Origin of the sequence: Streptomyces sp. NPDC005775, from assembly GCF_042871565.1 — a bacterium.
GTDB lineage: Bacteria > Actinomycetota > Actinomycetes > Streptomycetales > Streptomycetaceae > Streptomyces.
Genome location: NZ_JBIAIU010000012.1, coordinates 188,648 through 203,991 on the forward strand (window position 1 = coordinate 188,648; position 15,344 = coordinate 203,991).

A 15,344-nucleotide genomic window follows, 5' to 3' on the forward strand; every position below is an offset into this window, starting at 1 on the left:
CCGACGCCCGACCGTGTGCCCGAGAGGCTCAGGGGCTCGACTGCAACTCGAGTTACACCGGTTCGAATCCGGTCACGGTCTCGACACCGAGCCGCCCGCCCCCGCCACAGAGGGGCGGGCGGTCCGTCGTTCCGGACCGTCCGCTCACAGCGCCACCAGGGCCTCCGCGTGGGAGAGGCCGCTCTCCTGGACGACTTCGCGCACGGTCTGCGCCTCGCGGACCGGGGCGAAGCGGACCTGACCGTCCGAATCCATGCGATACCCGTATACGGCGGGCCTGGGGAGCGAGTTGTACGAGAAGTGCGAGGAGAAGTAGTACGCCCCGGTGTCGTACAGCGCCACCACGTCCCCCGGCTCGACGGCCGGCAGTTCGCGGGCGATGGCCGTCAGGTCCCCGGCGAAGCAGCACGGTCCCGCGATGTCCACGACCTGGAGGGGGCCCTGCTTGGGGCGGCCGGTGGCGTCGTACACGCCGACGCGCAGGGGCCAGGCCTCCGGCATGAAGACGGTGCGGGTGGCCACCTGGGCTCCGGCGTGGGTGACCGCGATGTGCCGGCCACCGGACGACTTGGTGTACTCGACGACCGAGCCGATGGTGCCGCTCTTCGCCAGCAGCGAGCGGCCGAACTCGGTGACGAGGGTGTAGCGGCCGTCGAGGAGTCCGGGGGCCGCGGCGCGCAGTTCGGCGACGTAGTCGGCGTAGGTGGGGCGGTCGTCCTCGTCGGCGAAGTTGACGGGCAGACCGCCGCCGATGTCCAGGCCGGTGATCCGCGCGTGACCGAGCCGGTCGTTGATCCCCTCCGCGAGGTCGTACGCGGCGCTGACGCCCTGCGCGATCAGCGGCAGCGGGCAGCCCTGCGAGCCGACGTGCGCGTGCAGGCGGTTGAGCCAGGGGCGCCGGACGAAGGCGTCGACGACCGCGTCCACGGCTCCCGGATCGCGCAGTGCGACCCCGAACTTGGACGTCGCGGTCGCGGTGCTCATCGCCCCGATGGCACCGGCGCCGACCTGGGGGTTCACCCGCAGCCCGATGGGGCCGGACGGCTCGCGGCCGGCCAGCAGGCGGTCGACGCGCTCCAGCTCCTGGAAGTTGTCCAGGTTGATCGCGATGCCGTGCTCCAGCGCGAACTCCAGCTCCTCGACCGTCTTCGCCGGGCTGTCGAAGACCAGCCGCTCGGGGGTGAAACCGGCGGCGAGGGCCTGTTCCAGCTCGCCGGGCGAGGCGACCTCGCACCCCATGCCCGCCTCGGCGAGCAGCCGCAGTACCGGCACCAGTCCGCACGCCTTGGCCGCGAACGTGTGGTGGACGGTGGCCGGCCCCTCGAACGCCTCGTTCAGCGCGTCCACCGCGGCCAGCACCCCGTCCACGTCGAGGAGGCCGACCAGGGGCGAGCCGGGGCCGAGCAGCCCCTCCTCGACGGCACGGGCGAGCGCCGCCTCGCGTGCGCGCTCGCGCCGGGGGGCCGGACCGGAAGTCACCTGAAGCACACTCCTACGTGATGGCGTGATGGGCACGATGGTGTTGTGCCCAGCTTCGGTGCGGGGAGCCCTCCATGTCTTCGTCGCCCACGACCAGGACCGGGCGATTCACTTGTACGGACCCACGGGGAAACGATCATGTGGAGGGCGCCCTGCCGGGGCGCGCGTCACCCCGTCCGTCGGCCCAGGCGCAGCCCGACGTCCGCCAGGAGCCGCACGGCCGGGTCCGCGAGGTCCACGCCGAACAGCTCACGGGCCCGGCGCAGCCGGTACCGCAGGGTGTTGGGGTGGACGTTCAGGTGCCGCGCCGCGGCCGCCGTGTCACCGAAGGCGTCGAGGTGCGCGGCCACCGATTCCCCGTACCGCGACCCGTGCGCCCGGTCGTGCTCCAGCAGGGCGTGCACCGGCCCCGACAGCGCCTCCCACAGCGGCTCGACGCGGTCCAGCAGTCGCAGCACCGCCGCCTCGGCCGCCACCTCCGCGTACGACGCCACCGCCGACCCGGCCCCGGCCGCCGGCAGGCGCGCGGCCCGCTCCCTCAGCACCCGTACCACCAGCTCCGCGGCGTCACGGGAGGCGGGCAGCTCCGACAGGTCCGCCACCACGGGTCCGGTGCCGGCGAGGACCGCGCCGCGCGGCACCGCGCGGGCCGTCGCCAGCAGCGTGCCTGCGGGATCGCTCTCGCCGTCCGCGGCCGGCACCAGCACGTACAGGCGCGGTCCCGACCGTGCGGTCACACACCCGGGGCGGTAAGCGGCGGCCTGGAGGGCCAGTACGTCGAGCACCCGCTCCCCGACGTCACCCTGCGCGGGGCCCCCGGCGTCGTACGCCTCCGCCACCAGCACGGCGTACGGCCGGCCCCGCTCGATCCCGACGTCGTACGCCGCCTGCGTGCTGCCCCCCAGGAGGGCTAGCACCGCCCCCTCGCGCGCACGGGCCGCGGCCCGGCCCCACGTCCGGTGGTGCGACAGGTGCGGGACCGCGGCGCGGCCGGCCGTCCGCAGCGCCGCCACCGCGTCCTCGGCCAGCGGCCGCCCGTCGGCGGCGGCCCAGATCGAACCGAGCACCTCGGAGCCGTGCCGCACCGCGACGGCCAGCCGCTCGGCGTACCGGTCGTCGGCGGGGAGCCGCACCACGTCATCGGTGTTCCACAGGGCCTGGAAGAAGCCGCTCTCCCGGAGTTCGACGACCCGCCAGCGGGGCACCTCCTGACCGAGGATCGTGAGCCTGCGCATCGGATCGGGCTCGTGGTCCATGCGCGAGTACGCCAGCACCCGCGACTGCGGGTCCTCGATCGTGATCGCGCCGCCGACGAGGTCGGCCACGGTGTTGGCCAGGCCCGGCAGATCCCCCAGCCGCGGCCCGTCCACCCCGGCGGCGCCCCCGGGCCGGCCGGCGACGCTGTGCACCAGCGCCGTCCGCAACTGCCCGAGCACCTCGGTCCACCCCAGCCCGGGCCGCCGGGCCAGCAACGCCGTGCGACCCCGCCCGGCCGCCTCCAGCAGCGCCGCGCGGGGGCCGCGGGCGCCGCGCCGCATGACCACGGCCGCCGCCCCCGCGCGGTCCGCGGCGCGCAGTACGTCGACCGCCTCGGGCGAGGCGACCTCCACCCCGACGGCGAGCAGGACCAGCCCGGTGGCGGCCCACGCCTCCTCGTCCCGCTCCTCGCCCGCGTCGTGCAGCACCACGTCGGACACCGGCACACCGGTGCCGTGCGGCGCCACGACGACGTCGAGCGTCCCGGCGGCGATCAGCGCGAGGAGCTGCGCCAGCGTGGAGCCGCTCTCGGGGCGGTCCGTTTCAGAGGTGTGCATCCGCACATGGTGGACGCACCCGGCCGGGCCCGGCCATGTCCCCCGTCACCGCGCCGGTGCCGGAATCAGGACCGGGGGACGGCCACGGCAGCCTGGGGCCTGATCGGGAGTCGGTTGACCGGGCGGCCGGTGGCCGAGCGGACCGCGGCGGCCACCGCGGCCGGCGAGGTCACGACGGGGACCGCCGAGGCCGGCTTGGCGCCGAAGGGGGCCACCACGTCACGTTCCTCGACCAGTTTGACGATGTGGATCTCCGGTGCGTCCAGCGCCGTCGGCAGGGCGTACCCCGTCAGGTCGGGGTGCCGGATGACCCCGCGGGCGCTGCGGAGGTTCTCCGTGAGAGCGGCCCCGATGCCCTGGGTGATGCCCGCCTCGATGCGGGTCGCCAGCTGGGACGGGTTGAGGACCCGGCCGACATCCTGGGCGATCGCCATCTCCACGACCCGGATCGAGCCGAGTTCGATGTCGACGTCCACCACCGCGCGGATCGCGCAGAACGCGAGACCCACGAAGGCATCGCCCTGGCCGGACTCGTCGAGCGGCTCGGTGGGGTGCGGGCGGCACTGGGCGGTGGCCCAGAGCTCCTTGCCGTCCATCGCCTCCATGACGGTCGTGGAGAGCACCCCGTCGTAACTGGTGATCTTGCCGTCGGCGATCTGGAGCAGCTCGTGGGACATGCCGAACTTGTGGGCCAGCGGCTGGAGCAGCTGGGTGCGGACCATCTTCGCCGCGCGTTCGACGGCTCCGGCGGAGACCCAGGTGTGGCGGCCGTGCGTCGCCGGGCCTGCCGGGGGCTGGTCGGTGTCGACGGAGGCGACGTGCACCTCTTCGATGCCGAGCGTCTCCTGCACGACCTGCCGGGCAAGCGTGGTGAAGCCCTGCCCCGTCTCGACGGCGGCGCAGATGACGGTGGCGACCCCGTCATGGACCCGGACGGTGGCCGTGGAGACCTCGTCGGTGCCCTCGGCGCCGAGCATGTGGACCATGCCCAGCGCGTACCCGACCCCGCGCCGCACGGCGCCGGGTTCGCCCGCGCCCTCGGGGCCGCCGGGCAGCAGCCAGTCGTCCTCCGGGGTGTCCTTGGGCAGCGAGGGGAGCGGGTAGTCCCGTACGGCACGCAGGAGTTCGGCGACCGGGGCGGGGCAGGTCACGGTCTGCCCGGTGGGCAGGATGTCGCCGGTGGACAGGACGTTGCGCATCCGCAGTTCGGCCGGTTCGATGCCGAGCTTGGCCGCCAGCTTGTCCATCTGGCCCTCGTACGCGGCACAGACCTGCATCGCGCCCTCGCCCCGGACATGGCCGGACGGCGGGTTGTTCGTACGGACGGCCCAGCCCTCGATGAAGGCGTGCGGCACGACGTAGGGTCCGCAGGCGAAGGCGACGGCGGCGGCCAGGGACTCCGACGAGGCGTCCGCGTATGCGCCCGCGTCCAGGAGGATCTGGGCCTCGACCTTGACCAGGCGGCCCTCGGCGTCCGCGTGGTGGCGGTAGCGGAGCAGCGTGGGGTGGCGGTGCGCGTGGCCGAGGAAGGACTCCTCGCGGGTGGCGGCCAGCTTGACCGGGCAGCCGGTGCGCAGGGCGAGCAGGCCGAGCGGGAGCTGGAAGCCGGGGTCCTCGCGGTCGCCGGTGGCGCCGGGCACCCCGGTGACGACGACCTTCACCCGGTCCGGTTCGAGGCCGAAGCAGGCGGCGGCGAGGTCCCGGTCGGTGTGCGGGTCGGTGGACGCGGTGTAGATCTCCACGCCGCCGTCGGGGCGGGGCACGGCCAGTCCCGCCTCGGCGCCGATGGGCGCCGGGTCCTGGCGGCCGATGCGGTACAGCCCCTCGACGACGACCTCGCCGGTGATCTCCGGATCGCCGTAGCGCAGCGGGATGTGGCGGATCAGGTTGCCGTCGGGGTGCAGCGGCTCGGCGGCGAACGCCTTCTCCGGGTCGGTGACCGGGTCCAGCACCTCGTACTCGACGGCGATCGCGGCGGCGGCCAGCCGGGCGGTGTCCGGGTGGTCGGCGGCGACCGCGGCGATCGGCTCGCCGTGGTGGCGGACCAGGTCGGACGCGAAGACGGGGCGGTCGACGACGCGGCGGCCGTAGGAGCCTTCGCCGGGGACGTCCTCGTGGGTGACGACCGCGCGCACACCGGGCATCTCGGCGGCGGCCGAGGTGTCGATGGACAGGATGCGGGCGTGCGGGTGCGGGGAGCGGAGCACGGCGGCCCAGAGCAGTCCCTCGGCCCACAGGTCGGCGGCGTACGGGAAGGTGCCCTCGGTCTTGGCGCGGGCGTCGGCGGGCGGCAGGGAGGCGCCGAGGCCGAGCAGCGGCTGCTCGGTGTCGGGGCCGCCCGGGCCGTCCAGCGACGGGATGCTGATCGCCGTGTGGGTCGCGCCCGCGGCGGTGGCCGCGTCGTTGCTCACGCCATGCCTCCGTCCTGCAGGTGGGCCTGCACACTACCCGCGCCCGGCGCCGCCTGGTGCGGGATGCGGGCCTCGTCCGGGCCCGCGGATTCCTGGGCGGGTGCGGAGGCCGCCTCGGAGGCGGCCTCGCGGCCCGCGATGACCTCGTTCACGGCGTCGAGCACGCCGCGGTAGCCGGAGCAGCGGCAGAGGTTGCCGCAGAGCGCCTGGCGGGTTTCCAGCTCGCTGGGGGCGTGGTTGCCCTCCAGCAGGTCGTGGACGGTCATGGCCATGCCGGGGATGCAGAAGCCGCACTGGACGGCGCCGCAGTCCGCGAGGGCCCGCTGGACGTCGGACGGTTCGCCGTCGACGGCCAGGCCCTCGACCGTGCGGACCTCGCTGCCCGCCGTCGTGGCCGCGGGGACCAGGCAGGAGGCGACGAGCCGGCCGTCCACCTGGACGTTGCAGGCGCCGCACTCGCCCTGCGAGCAGCCGTCCTTGGCACCGGCGAGGCCGAGGCGCTCGCGCAGCACGTAGAGCAGTGACTCGCCGATCCACGCGTCGGTGACGGGGCGGTCGGCGCCGTTCACGTGCAGCACGTAGGTGGTGGCGGGGTGCTCGCTGGGCAGGTCGAACGCGGGGGCGGGCGGGGCCTCCACGGCCACGCCGTCGGGGCCGGCGTCGGCCGGAACCGCTTCCTCCGCCACCTCATCGGCCGCAACGGCTTGGTCCGGGGCCGCGTCGCGCGGGGCGGCGATGTCCGGGGCCGTCGCGTCGGGCAGCCCCGCGTCGGGCCGCTCCGGGGCGTCGGCCCCGGCCGCGAGGTCGTCGGCGACCGGCTCCGGGCCGGGCTCGTCCGCCGGGTCGTCGGCCGGCGCTTCGGCGGCGGGCTCCGGCGGCGGGCCGCTCAGGTCCGTCCCCATCGCCGGGGTGCCCCCGGGGCCGGGCTGCGGCTCCTGCGTCGCCCACGGCGCGGGCGCACCGCCCGGCAGCGTGGCCGGCGGGGTGCGGTCCGCGTACCAGCCGGCGGCCAGGGCGGAGGCGGAGAACTCGCCGGACTCCTCCGGGAGCTCACCGTCGGCGACCGGGATCGTCCACTGTCCGGTGTGACCGGCCGCCTCGACGGGACCGTCGGACTCGGCGAAGTTCCACTGACCGGTGGCGGCCGGGGCCCCGGAGTACTGCTCCGGGTATTCCTGGCCCGGGTACTCCTGGGACGACTGCGGACCGGGCTGCGGGTATCCGTACGGCGTCTGCTGCTGGTTCGGGTCCGGCCAGTGCACCGCGGCGGGCGCGGGCTCGGCCCCGGGGTCCTGCTGGTCCTGCGGGTCCGGTGTCTGGACGACCCAGCTGCCGGTGGCCGCCGGGTCGAGACCGGCCGCGGGGGTCAGCGGAAGGATCATCGGCGGCACGTACCCCTGGCCGGGTGCGGCCAGCGGCACGTTCGCCAGGTCCTCGGGCGGCAGGTGGACGAAGGCGGTCGCCTCGGCGTCGTACTCCCCGCCCTGCGGGGTCGGCTCCCAGCGTCCGCGCCGGTCGGCGTGGTCCTCGTTGCTCACGACAGTGCCCTCCCCAGCGCGCGTCGGGCCAGCGCGGCGACGGTGCGCCGCAGGTGCAGTACGGCGGGGGGCAGCGGTGGTGCCTCTCCCCCGTCGGCGGGTGGTGCCTGGTCCGGGATGCAGGCCGCGGCGACGTACTCGCCGAAGGCGGCCAGCGCGTCGGGGGCCAGGCCGCGTTCGCCGTCCCAGTCGATGAGTGAGGCGATCCAGCGTTCGGCCTCCAGCGGCCGCAGCGGCATCGGCGCGATGGCGCCGACCGCGCAGCGCACCCCGCGCCGGGCCGGGTCGAGCACGATCGCCACGGAGGCGGTGGCGCGGCCGGGGCCGGTGCGTCCGGTCGCCTTGAGGAAGACCTGCGGGGCGTGCAGCAGCGGGACGCGCACGAAGCCGATCAGCTCGGCGGGCTCCAGCATCTCGCGGCCCGCCAGCAGGTGCGAGACCGGGATCTCGCGGCGCGCGCCGCCGGGGCCCACGATGACGAGTTCGGCCTCCAGGGCGGCGAGCACCGGCAGGGCGTCGCCGGTGGGCGCGGCGGTGGCGATGTTGCCGCCGAGCGTCCCGGCGTTGCGGATCTGGGGCGGGCCGGCCGCGCGCGCGGACGCGGCGAGCGCGGGGATGAGGGCGGCGAAGTCGGGCCGTCCCATGCGTGCGTGGGTGAGGCCGGCGCCCAGCAGGGCGTGGCCGTCCTGGTAGTGCCAGCCGCGGAGCTCGCTGATCCGGCCGAGGCCGACCAACGCGGAGGGGCGCAGGAGCCCCTTGTTGACGGCCGCCATCAGGTCCGTGCCGCCTGCCACGGGGACGGCGGCGGGCATGGCGCCGAGTGCCGCCACGGCCTCGTCCAGCGAGGCAGGCAGCGTGACGGACTGCGTCGCCTGCGGTGCGTGCGTGGTCAACCCAGCTGCCCCTTCCCGGTGTCCCGGCTGTCCCGTCTGTTTCGCCGTACGGTACGTGCTCGAAGCCCGGACGTGGCAACTCTGGCACATCTTCGGACCGGCCCGACGCGAGGGTCCGCGAAGGGTGTATCCGTCCATGACCAGGGGAATGCTCCCGTTTCACACCTCTTCGGCGCATCGGGCGGATTACCACTGTTCAACGCGCTTGTGCGACTTGTCCGTTCCGGCGGGTGACGGCTCCCGCGAGGCGGACTCCCGCGCGAACGACACCGCCACCACGGTCCCAGGGACCGTGGTGGCGGCAACCGGACCGCGTCCGGACTCACACGTTCGGGGGTGTTCCCTCGATCGGACGTCCGAGGACCCCGGGACGCCGCTGCCACGGCAACGGACCGCCCGGCGGCCGGTAGTCGACACCGAGCGCGTCAAGTCGCGCGTAGTGCGTGGTCATTCGACGCTCGAAGTCCGCGAAGTCCCGTTCGGCGGGGGCGGGCAGGGCCGACCAGGCGACCTCGGCGAAGGCCGCGAGGCGGGGGAAGACCTGGTAGTCGACCCGGGACCGGTTCTGCATGACCTCGGTCCAGACGTTGGCCTGGGTGCCGAGGACATGACGGGCCGCCTCCTGCGAGAGGGCGGGCGGCACGGGCTCGAAGCGGTAGACGTCCTCCAGGGTGCGGACGTATCCGATGGACATCGGCTCGTCGGGGCCGCCGTGCTGACGGTGGTCCAGGTACACCTGCTGCTCCGGGCACATCACGACGTCGTGCCCGGCCTCGGCCGCCGCGACGCCGCCCGCGTACCCGCGCCACGAGGAGACGGCCGCGCCCTCGGCCAGCCCGCCCTCCAGGATCTCGTCCCAGCCGATGAGCCGGCGGCCGCGCGCGGTGAGCCAGGTGTCGAAGTGCCGGATGAACCAGGACTGCAGCTCGTCCTCGTCGGCGAGGCCGAGTTCCTCGATGCGGGCCCGGGCGGCCGGCGACTGCTTCCACTGGTCCTTGGGACACTCGTCGCCGCCGACGTGGATGAAGGGCGAGGTGTCCGCGGGGAAGAGCTCCAGCAGCTCCTCGAACACGCCCTCGTAGAAGCGCAGGGTGTGGTCGGAGGGGGCCAGCACGTTCGGTGTGACGCCCCAGTTGTCCCACACGGACAGCGCGGCGGTATCGACGACGTCGGTGTTGCCCAGCTCGGGATAGGCGCTGATGGCGGCCTGCGAGTGGCCCGGGATGTCGATCTCGGGTACGACCCGGATGTGCCGCTCGGCGGCGTACGCCACGATCTCGCGGATGTCGTCCTGCGTGTAGTAACCGCCGTACGGGGTCTCGTCCCAGAGCTCCGAGGCCCGGTGCCCGTACTTGGTCCGCGCACGCCACGCGCCCACCTCGGTCAGGCGCGGGTAGCGCTTGATCTCGACGCGCCAGCCCTGGTCGTCGGTGAGGTGGAAGTGGAAGACGTTCAGCTTGTGGGCGGCGAGGAGGTCGAGGTAGCGCAGGACGTCGTCCTTGGGCAGGAAGTGCCGTGCCACGTCGAGCATCAGGCCGCGCCAGCCGAAGCGGGGCCGGTCCTCGATGTCCGTGAACCCGAGGGCAGGCGTGGTGCCGCCGCCGACGGGCGCCCGCCGGAAGGCCTCCGGACCCAGCAGCTGACGCAGTGTCTGAGCTCCCCAGAAGACTCCGGCGGGGCTGCCACCCGTGATCACGACGCTCTCGTCGGGCTGGGTGGTCAGCCGGTAGCCCTCGGCCGCCAACGACGGGTCGACGCACAGCCGGATGGCGCGCGCGGCCCCCTCGGCGCCCGGCGCGAGCGGCAGCCCGAAGGCGGCGCCGAGCGTGGCACGCAGCCAGCGCTCGGTGCTCTCGGTGCCGGGCGCCGCCGCGATGGTGGTGGACGGGTCCAGGAGGAACCCGCGGCGCCCTGGGCCTCCGACGCTCACGGGCGCCGGGATCAGTTCCATGTCCATGTCGTCAGTCCTTAACGCTCCGCCCGGCTCCGGTACCGGGCGTCGCTGTACGAGTTACGAAACCAAGAGGCTAGGTCCGTACCAATGGGCCGACAAGTGGTCTCCACCACTCCGTGACGCAGCCCTCGCGACGCGCCGGACCGCGGAAGAGCCCCCGGGGCACGCGGCTGCGTGCCCCGGGGGCTCTTCCGGGCTGTTCCGCCGTACGGGCCGGGGACTACTTGTCCTTGCCGCCGCCCTTGCCCTTGTCCTTGTCGCCGCCGGCGCCCATGGACTCGTAGATCTCCTTGCACATGGGGCAGACCGGGTACTTCTTGGGGTCGCGCCCCGGTACCCAGACCTTGCCGCACAGCGCGACCACGGGGGTGCCCTCCAGGGCACTCGCCATGATCTTGTCCTTCTGAACGTAATGGGCGTAGCGCTCGTGGTCGCCGTCGCCGTTCGACACCTGCGGTGTCGGCTCCACGAGGGTTCCGGTACCTGACCCGCGCTCGGGCTCAAGAGTGCTCATAACCGCCAAGCGTACTGAAAGCCCGGGCATCAGTTCAGCGAAGGGTCGTCCGGATACGTGGCGATCATGGCCAGTTCGCTGCGCTGACGGCGCAGGACCGCCCGCCAGAGACTTTCCGGGCGGGGCGAGGAGACGTCGCCCGGTTCCGACTCGACGACGTACCAGGCGCCCTCGGACAGTTCCGACTCCAGTTGGCCCGGGCCCCAGCCCGCGTAACCGGCGAAGATCCGCAGCGAGCCGAGAGCCGCGGCGAGCAGCTCCGGGGGCGTCTCCAGGTCCACCAGGCCGATCGCCCCGTACACCCGGCGCCAGCCGAGCGGGCCCTCGTCGCCGGGGATCACCGCCACGCCGAGCGCCGAGTCCAGCGAGACGGGGCCGCCCTGGAAGACGACGTCGGGCTCGCCGGTCAGCTCCGCCCAGGACGCGAGGATGTCACCGACGCCGACCGGGGTCGGGCGGTTCAGGACCACGCCGAGGGAGCCCTCCTCGTCGTGGTCGAGGAGCAGCACCACCGCACGGTCGAAATTCGGGTCCGCCAGGGCGGGTGTGGCCACGAGCAGTCGCCCTGTGAGCGAGGACACCTCGGTCATGGCAGAAATGATCCCGCATCTTCGGTCTTCGCGGGGGCCAAGTGCGCCGCTGGTCGCGCACGGTGCCCGAGCGCAGCTCAGGGCGCACGGGTGCACGGGGAGCGCACAGATCGACCGCCCATCCGGACGGTGACCCTCCGCAAGTTCCGGGGAGCAGAGCGTGTTGTGGCGGATTCATGACGTTCGTACAGCCCCCGTTCTCTTACGGAAGGGGGGTGCCGGGCCATTACCCTTTCGAGTGGCCCCCTGCCCGACCACTCCGGAACGCGAGATTCATGACCGGCACAGACGATGTCCTGCTTGTCCACGGCGGAACCCCGCTGGAGGGCGAGATCCGCGTCCGAGGCGCCAAGAACCTGGTGCCGAAGGCAATGGTCGCCGCGCTGCTCGGCAGCGGGCCCAGCCGGCTGCGCAACGTGCCCGACATCCGCGATGTGCGGGTCGTGCGCGGGCTGCTGCAGCTGCACGGCGTGACGGTCCGTCCGGGTGACGAACCGGGTGAGCTGCTCCTCGACCCCACCCACGTCGAGAGTGCGAACGTCGCCGACATCGATGCCCACGCGGGCTCGTCGCGCATCCCGATCCTCTTCTGCGGCCCGCTGCTGCACCGGCTGGGCCACGCGTTCATCCCGGGGCTCGGCGGCTGCGACATCGGCGGCCGGCCGATCGACTTCCACTTCGACGTGCTGCGTCAGTTCGGCGCGACGATCGAGAAGCGGGCGGACGGCCAGTACCTGGAGGCCCCGCAGCGGCTGCGCGGCACCAAGATCCGGCTGCCGTACCCGTCGGTCGGCTCCACCGAGCAGGTGCTGCTGACGGCGGTGCTCGCCGAGGGTGTCACCGAGCTGTCGAACGCGGCCGTGGAGCCGGAGATCGAGGACCTCATCTGCGTACTGCAGAAGATGGGCGCGATCATCTCCATGGACACCGACCGGACCATCCGGATCACCGGTGTGGACCGTCTCGACGGTTATACGCACCGGGCCATCCCGGACCGCCTGGAGGCCGCCTCCTGGGCGTCCGCGGCGCTGGCGACCGAGGGCAACATCTACGTGCGCGGCGCCCAGCAGCGCTCGATGATGACGTTCCTGAACACCTTCCGCCGGGTCGGCGGCGCCTTCGAGATCGATGACGAGGGCATCCGCTTCTGGCACCCGGGCGGCGCGCTGAACGCGATCGCGCTGGAGACGGACGTGCACCCCGGCTTCCAGACCGACTGGCAGCAGCCGCTGGTCGTGGCGCTGACGCAGGCCGCCGGCCTGTCGATCGTCCACGAGACGGTGTACGAGTCGCGGCTCGGCTTCACCTCGGCGCTCAACCAGATGGGCGCGCACATCCAGCTCTACCGCGAGTGCCTGGGCGGCAGCGACTGCCGCTTCGGCCAGCGCAACTTCCTGCACTCCGCGGTCGTCTCCGGGCCGACGAAGCTGCAGGGCGCGGATCTGGTCATCCCGGACCTGCGCGGCGGTTTCTCGTACCTGATCGCCGCCCTGGCGGCCCAGGGGACGTCCCGGGTGCACGGGATCGACCTGATCAACCGCGGCTACGAGAACTTCATGGACAAGCTGGAGAAGCTCGGCGCGAAGGTGGAGCTGCCGGGCGGCTCACTGGTCTGAGAAGGGGTTCCCGGGGGCCCGCGCCCCCGGGAACATGCCTTCCGGGGCCCAGAACGGCGTTCTGCGGCCCGTACGCCGAAGGGCGGCCACCCTGGTCGGGGTGACCGCCCTTCGGCGTGCTCAGGGGTGTTACTTACCCTTGGCGGCTTCCTTGAGCTTCGAGCCCGCGGAGACCTTCACGCTGTAGCCGGCCGGGATGTTGATCGGGTCGCCGGTCTGCGGGTTACGAGCGGTGCGAGCGGCACGGTGGGTGCGCTCGAAGGTCAGGAAACCGGGAATGGTGACCTTCTCGTCGCCCTTGGCGACGATCTCACCGACGGTCTCGGCGAGCGCGGCCAGCACGGCGTCGGCGTCCTTGCGAGTCACCTCGGCACGGTCGGCCAGGGCGGCCACCAGCTCACTGCGGTTCATGTTGTTACTCCCGTGTTCTTCTTGCCTGTGAGGCGTGAGATCGAAGCCGATGCTGCCAGGGCCCTCGGACAGTCCCCGGACCCGGGTCCGAATTTTGAGACATTCGCGCCCCGTGGGGTCTCCCCCGGACGAAGTCCTTGGGAAAGCATCCTGCCCCCACCTGCGGCGGGAAAGCCAATCCGGCACCCTCCGGAGTCACACGAAAAGCACCACTGCCTCGTCGTGGTGACGTTCCGTCGACTCCCCGCAAGCGGTCCGCACCTGATGCGGGGCTCCGCGGGACGCGTCGCCCGCCCACCCTAAAGGGGCGTTTGGGGCGCCGCGACCCGCGACGCGCCGGACATCAGACCGACGTGGGGCCCGTCACAGCGTCACCGGCCGCCTTGGCGGCGTCCCGGACCGCTCCCGCGACCGCTCCGGCGACCCTGTCGTTGAAGACCGACGGGATGATGTAGTTCGCGTTCAGCTCGTCCTCGGCGACGACGTCGGCGAGGGCGCGCGCGGCGGCGAGCATCATCTCCGTGTTGACGGTGCGGGACTGAGCGTCCAGCAGGCCGCGGAAGACGCCGGGGAAGACCAGGACGTTGTTGATCTGGTTGGGGAAGTCCGAGCGGCCGGTGGCCACGACCGCCGCCGTCAGACGTGCGATCGCCGGGTCGACCTCGGGGTCCGGGTTCGCAAGCGCGAACACGATCGCGTCGTCGGCCATGGCCGCGACGTCGGTGCCGTCCAGGACGTTGGGGGCCGAGACGCCGATGAAGACGTCGGCGCCCACGACGGCCTGCTTGAGGGTCCCGGTGACCGACTCCGGGTTGGTGTTGTCGGCGATCCAGCGCAGCGGCGAGTCCGCGTGGGCGGAGACCAGGTCCTCGCGGCCGGCGTGCACCACCCCGTGGATGTCGGCGACGACCGCGTGCTTGACGCCCGCGGCGATGAGCAGCTTCAGGATGGCCGTGCCGGCCGCTCCTGCGCCGGACATGACGACCCGTACGTCACCGATCGCCTTGCCGACCACGCGCAGCGCGTTGGTCAGGGAGGCCAGGACGACGATGGCGGTACCGTGCTGGTCGTCGTGGAAGACGGGGATGTCGAGGGCCTCGCGCAGCCGGGCCTCGATCTCGAAGCAGCGCGGCGCGGAGATGTCCTCCAGGTTGATGCCCGCGAAGCCGGGGGCGATCGCCTTGACGATCTCGACGATCGCGTCGGCGTCCTGCGTGTCCAGGCAGATCGGCCAGGCGTCGATGCCGGCGAAGCGCTTGAAGAGCGCCGCCTTGCCCTCCATCACGGGGAGCGCGGCCATCGGGCCGATGTTGCCGAGGCCGAGCACCGCGGAGCCGTCCGTCACGACTGCGACGGAGTTGCGCTTGATGGTGAGGCGCCGCGCGTCCTCGGGATTCTCGGCGATCGCCATGCAGACCCGGGCCACACCCGGGGTGTAGATCATCGAGAGGTCGTCACGGTTGCGGATGGGGTGCTTCGACGCCATCTCGATCTTGCCGCCGAGGTGCATCAGGAACGTACGGTCGGAGACCTTGCCGAGGACGACGCCCTCGATGTCCCGCAGACCTTCGACGATCTCGTCCGCGTGGGAGGTGGAGGAAGCGGCGATCGTGACGTCGATCCGCAGCTTCTCGTGGCCGGAAGCGGTCACGTCGAGGCCGGTGACCGAGCCACCGGAGGACTCCACGGCCGTGGTCAGCTGGGAGACCGCTGTGCCGCTCGCGGGCACCTCCAGCCTGACCGTCATCGAGTACGAGACGCTGGGCGCCGTTGCCATGGCCGAGTCCTTCGCTTTCCTGAGAGCGGCCGTCCTTCGGGGGCGGCGTCGCGGGGCTGGGCACGCTCCCCGGGGGCCGGACGCTCTTAGCTTCATTGCTACGCGTGGCCGGAACTGTCACTCCGGACACGCCTGACCGATATTCGCACCTACCGACGAGTAGCCGGTAATGACTGCCACACTTCGGAAAGTGTTTTCCACCATACGAGATACGAGGGAGCGGGCGGAACCCCCACCGGCCCCGAAAACAGAAACAGACCCGCGCCACCCGAGGGTGACGCGGGTCTGTCTTCTTCAGTTGAACGGCACCGACCCGCCATGCTCGCCTCGCGGCAAGTGGTCGCTCG

The 15,344-nt window shown here is 73.0% G+C and carries 11 protein-coding genes and 1 tRNA gene; 2 read left to right on the top strand and 10 right to left on the bottom strand.

Annotated elements, in window-relative coordinates; genetic code table 11:
- Positions 1–9: 9 nt before the first annotated feature.
- A tRNA-Cys gene (locus ACFYPA_RS26765) sits at positions 10–81 on the top strand.
- A gap of 63 nt (positions 82–144) precedes the next feature.
- Here the strand turns inward: ACFYPA_RS26765 and ACFYPA_RS26770 are convergent.
- The 8 genes from ACFYPA_RS26770 to ACFYPA_RS26805 all read right to left on the bottom strand — a co-directional run bounded on the left by ACFYPA_RS26770 (position 145) and on the right by ACFYPA_RS26805 (position 11,193).
- Complete coding sequence (locus ACFYPA_RS26770; RefSeq protein WP_389134567.1) at positions 145–1,488, bottom strand: diaminopimelate decarboxylase; 1,344 nt, start codon at positions 1,486–1,488, stop codon at positions 145–147.
- A gap of 158 nt (positions 1,489–1,646) precedes the next feature.
- Entirely contained in the window at positions 1,647–3,293 is a 1,647-nt protein-coding gene (locus ACFYPA_RS26775; protein ID WP_389134570.1) for a PucR family transcriptional regulator, read from the bottom strand.
- Between the two features lie 65 nt (positions 3,294–3,358).
- A complete protein-coding gene (locus tag ACFYPA_RS26780) occupies positions 3,359–5,704 on the bottom strand; it encodes a molybdopterin cofactor-binding domain-containing protein (protein ID WP_359316809.1) in 2,346 nt (781 codons plus the stop codon).
- On the bottom strand, positions 5,701–7,242 hold the full coding sequence (locus ACFYPA_RS26785; protein ID WP_389134574.1) for a 2Fe-2S iron-sulfur cluster-binding protein: 1,542 nt from the start codon (positions 7,240–7,242) through the stop codon (positions 5,701–5,703). The genes ACFYPA_RS26780 and ACFYPA_RS26785 overlap by 4 nt, the downstream gene beginning before the upstream one ends.
- Entirely contained in the window at positions 7,239–8,135 is an 897-nt protein-coding gene (locus tag ACFYPA_RS26790) for an FAD binding domain-containing protein (protein WP_359082332.1), read from the bottom strand. Before ACFYPA_RS26790 ends, ACFYPA_RS26785 begins: the two co-directional genes overlap by 4 nt.
- Before the next feature lie 322 nt (positions 8,136–8,457).
- Positions 8,458–10,092, bottom strand: a complete 1,635-nt coding sequence (locus tag ACFYPA_RS26795; protein ID WP_359082331.1) for a beta-N-acetylhexosaminidase — start codon at positions 10,090–10,092, stop codon at positions 8,458–8,460.
- 217 nt (positions 10,093–10,309) lie between these two features.
- Positions 10,310–10,603, bottom strand: coding sequence for a DUF3039 domain-containing protein (locus ACFYPA_RS26800; protein ID WP_359082330.1), 294 nt, complete (start codon positions 10,601–10,603; stop codon positions 10,310–10,312).
- 29 nt (positions 10,604–10,632) lie between these two features.
- Complete coding sequence (locus ACFYPA_RS26805; protein WP_219573439.1) at positions 10,633–11,193, bottom strand: YqgE/AlgH family protein; 561 nt, start codon at positions 11,191–11,193, stop codon at positions 10,633–10,635.
- 275 nt (positions 11,194–11,468) lie between these two features.
- Here ACFYPA_RS26805 and murA point away from each other — a divergent pair, with 275 nt between their 5' ends.
- Positions 11,469–12,809 carry a UDP-N-acetylglucosamine 1-carboxyvinyltransferase gene (gene murA, locus ACFYPA_RS26810; protein ID WP_359082329.1) on the top strand — a complete coding sequence of 447 codons (1,341 nt, stop codon included), beginning with the start codon at positions 11,469–11,471 and terminating at the stop codon, positions 12,807–12,809.
- Between the two features lie 129 nt (positions 12,810–12,938).
- On the opposite strand, the gene ACFYPA_RS26815 is transcribed toward murA, so the two are convergent.
- Together ACFYPA_RS26815 and ACFYPA_RS26820 are read right to left on the bottom strand one after the other, a co-directional pair.
- Positions 12,939–13,220: an HU family DNA-binding protein gene (locus ACFYPA_RS26815; RefSeq protein ID WP_003968811.1), complete on the bottom strand. Its 282-nt coding sequence runs from the start codon at positions 13,218–13,220 to the stop codon at positions 12,939–12,941.
- A gap of 343 nt (positions 13,221–13,563) precedes the next feature.
- Complete coding sequence (locus tag ACFYPA_RS26820) at positions 13,564–14,997, bottom strand: NAD-dependent malic enzyme (RefSeq protein WP_359082328.1); 1,434 nt, start codon at positions 14,995–14,997, stop codon at positions 13,564–13,566.
- Between the last annotated feature and the right edge of the window lie 347 nt (positions 14,998–15,344).

Coding starts and splice junctions, on each gene's coding strand:
- ACFYPA_RS26795 (WP_359082331.1), bottom strand. CDS start 10,092: ATGGACATGGAACTGATCCCGGCGCCCGTGAGCGTCGGAGGCCCAGGG.
- ACFYPA_RS26775 (WP_389134570.1), bottom strand. CDS start 3,293: ATGCACACCTCTGAAACGGACCGCCCCGAGAGCGGCTCCACGCTGGCG.
- ACFYPA_RS26800 (WP_359082330.1), bottom strand. CDS start 10,603: ATGAGCACTCTTGAGCCCGAGCGCGGGTCAGGTACCGGAACCCTCGTG.
- murA (WP_359082329.1), top strand. CDS start 11,469: ATGACCGGCACAGACGATGTCCTGCTTGTCCACGGCGGAACCCCGCTG.
- ACFYPA_RS26805 (WP_219573439.1), bottom strand. CDS start 11,193: ATGACCGAGGTGTCCTCGCTCACAGGGCGACTGCTCGTGGCCACACCC.
- ACFYPA_RS26815 (WP_003968811.1), bottom strand. CDS start 13,220: ATGAACCGCAGTGAGCTGGTGGCCGCCCTGGCCGACCGTGCCGAGGTG.
- ACFYPA_RS26820 (WP_359082328.1), bottom strand. CDS start 14,997: ATGGCAACGGCGCCCAGCGTCTCGTACTCGATGACGGTCAGGCTGGAG.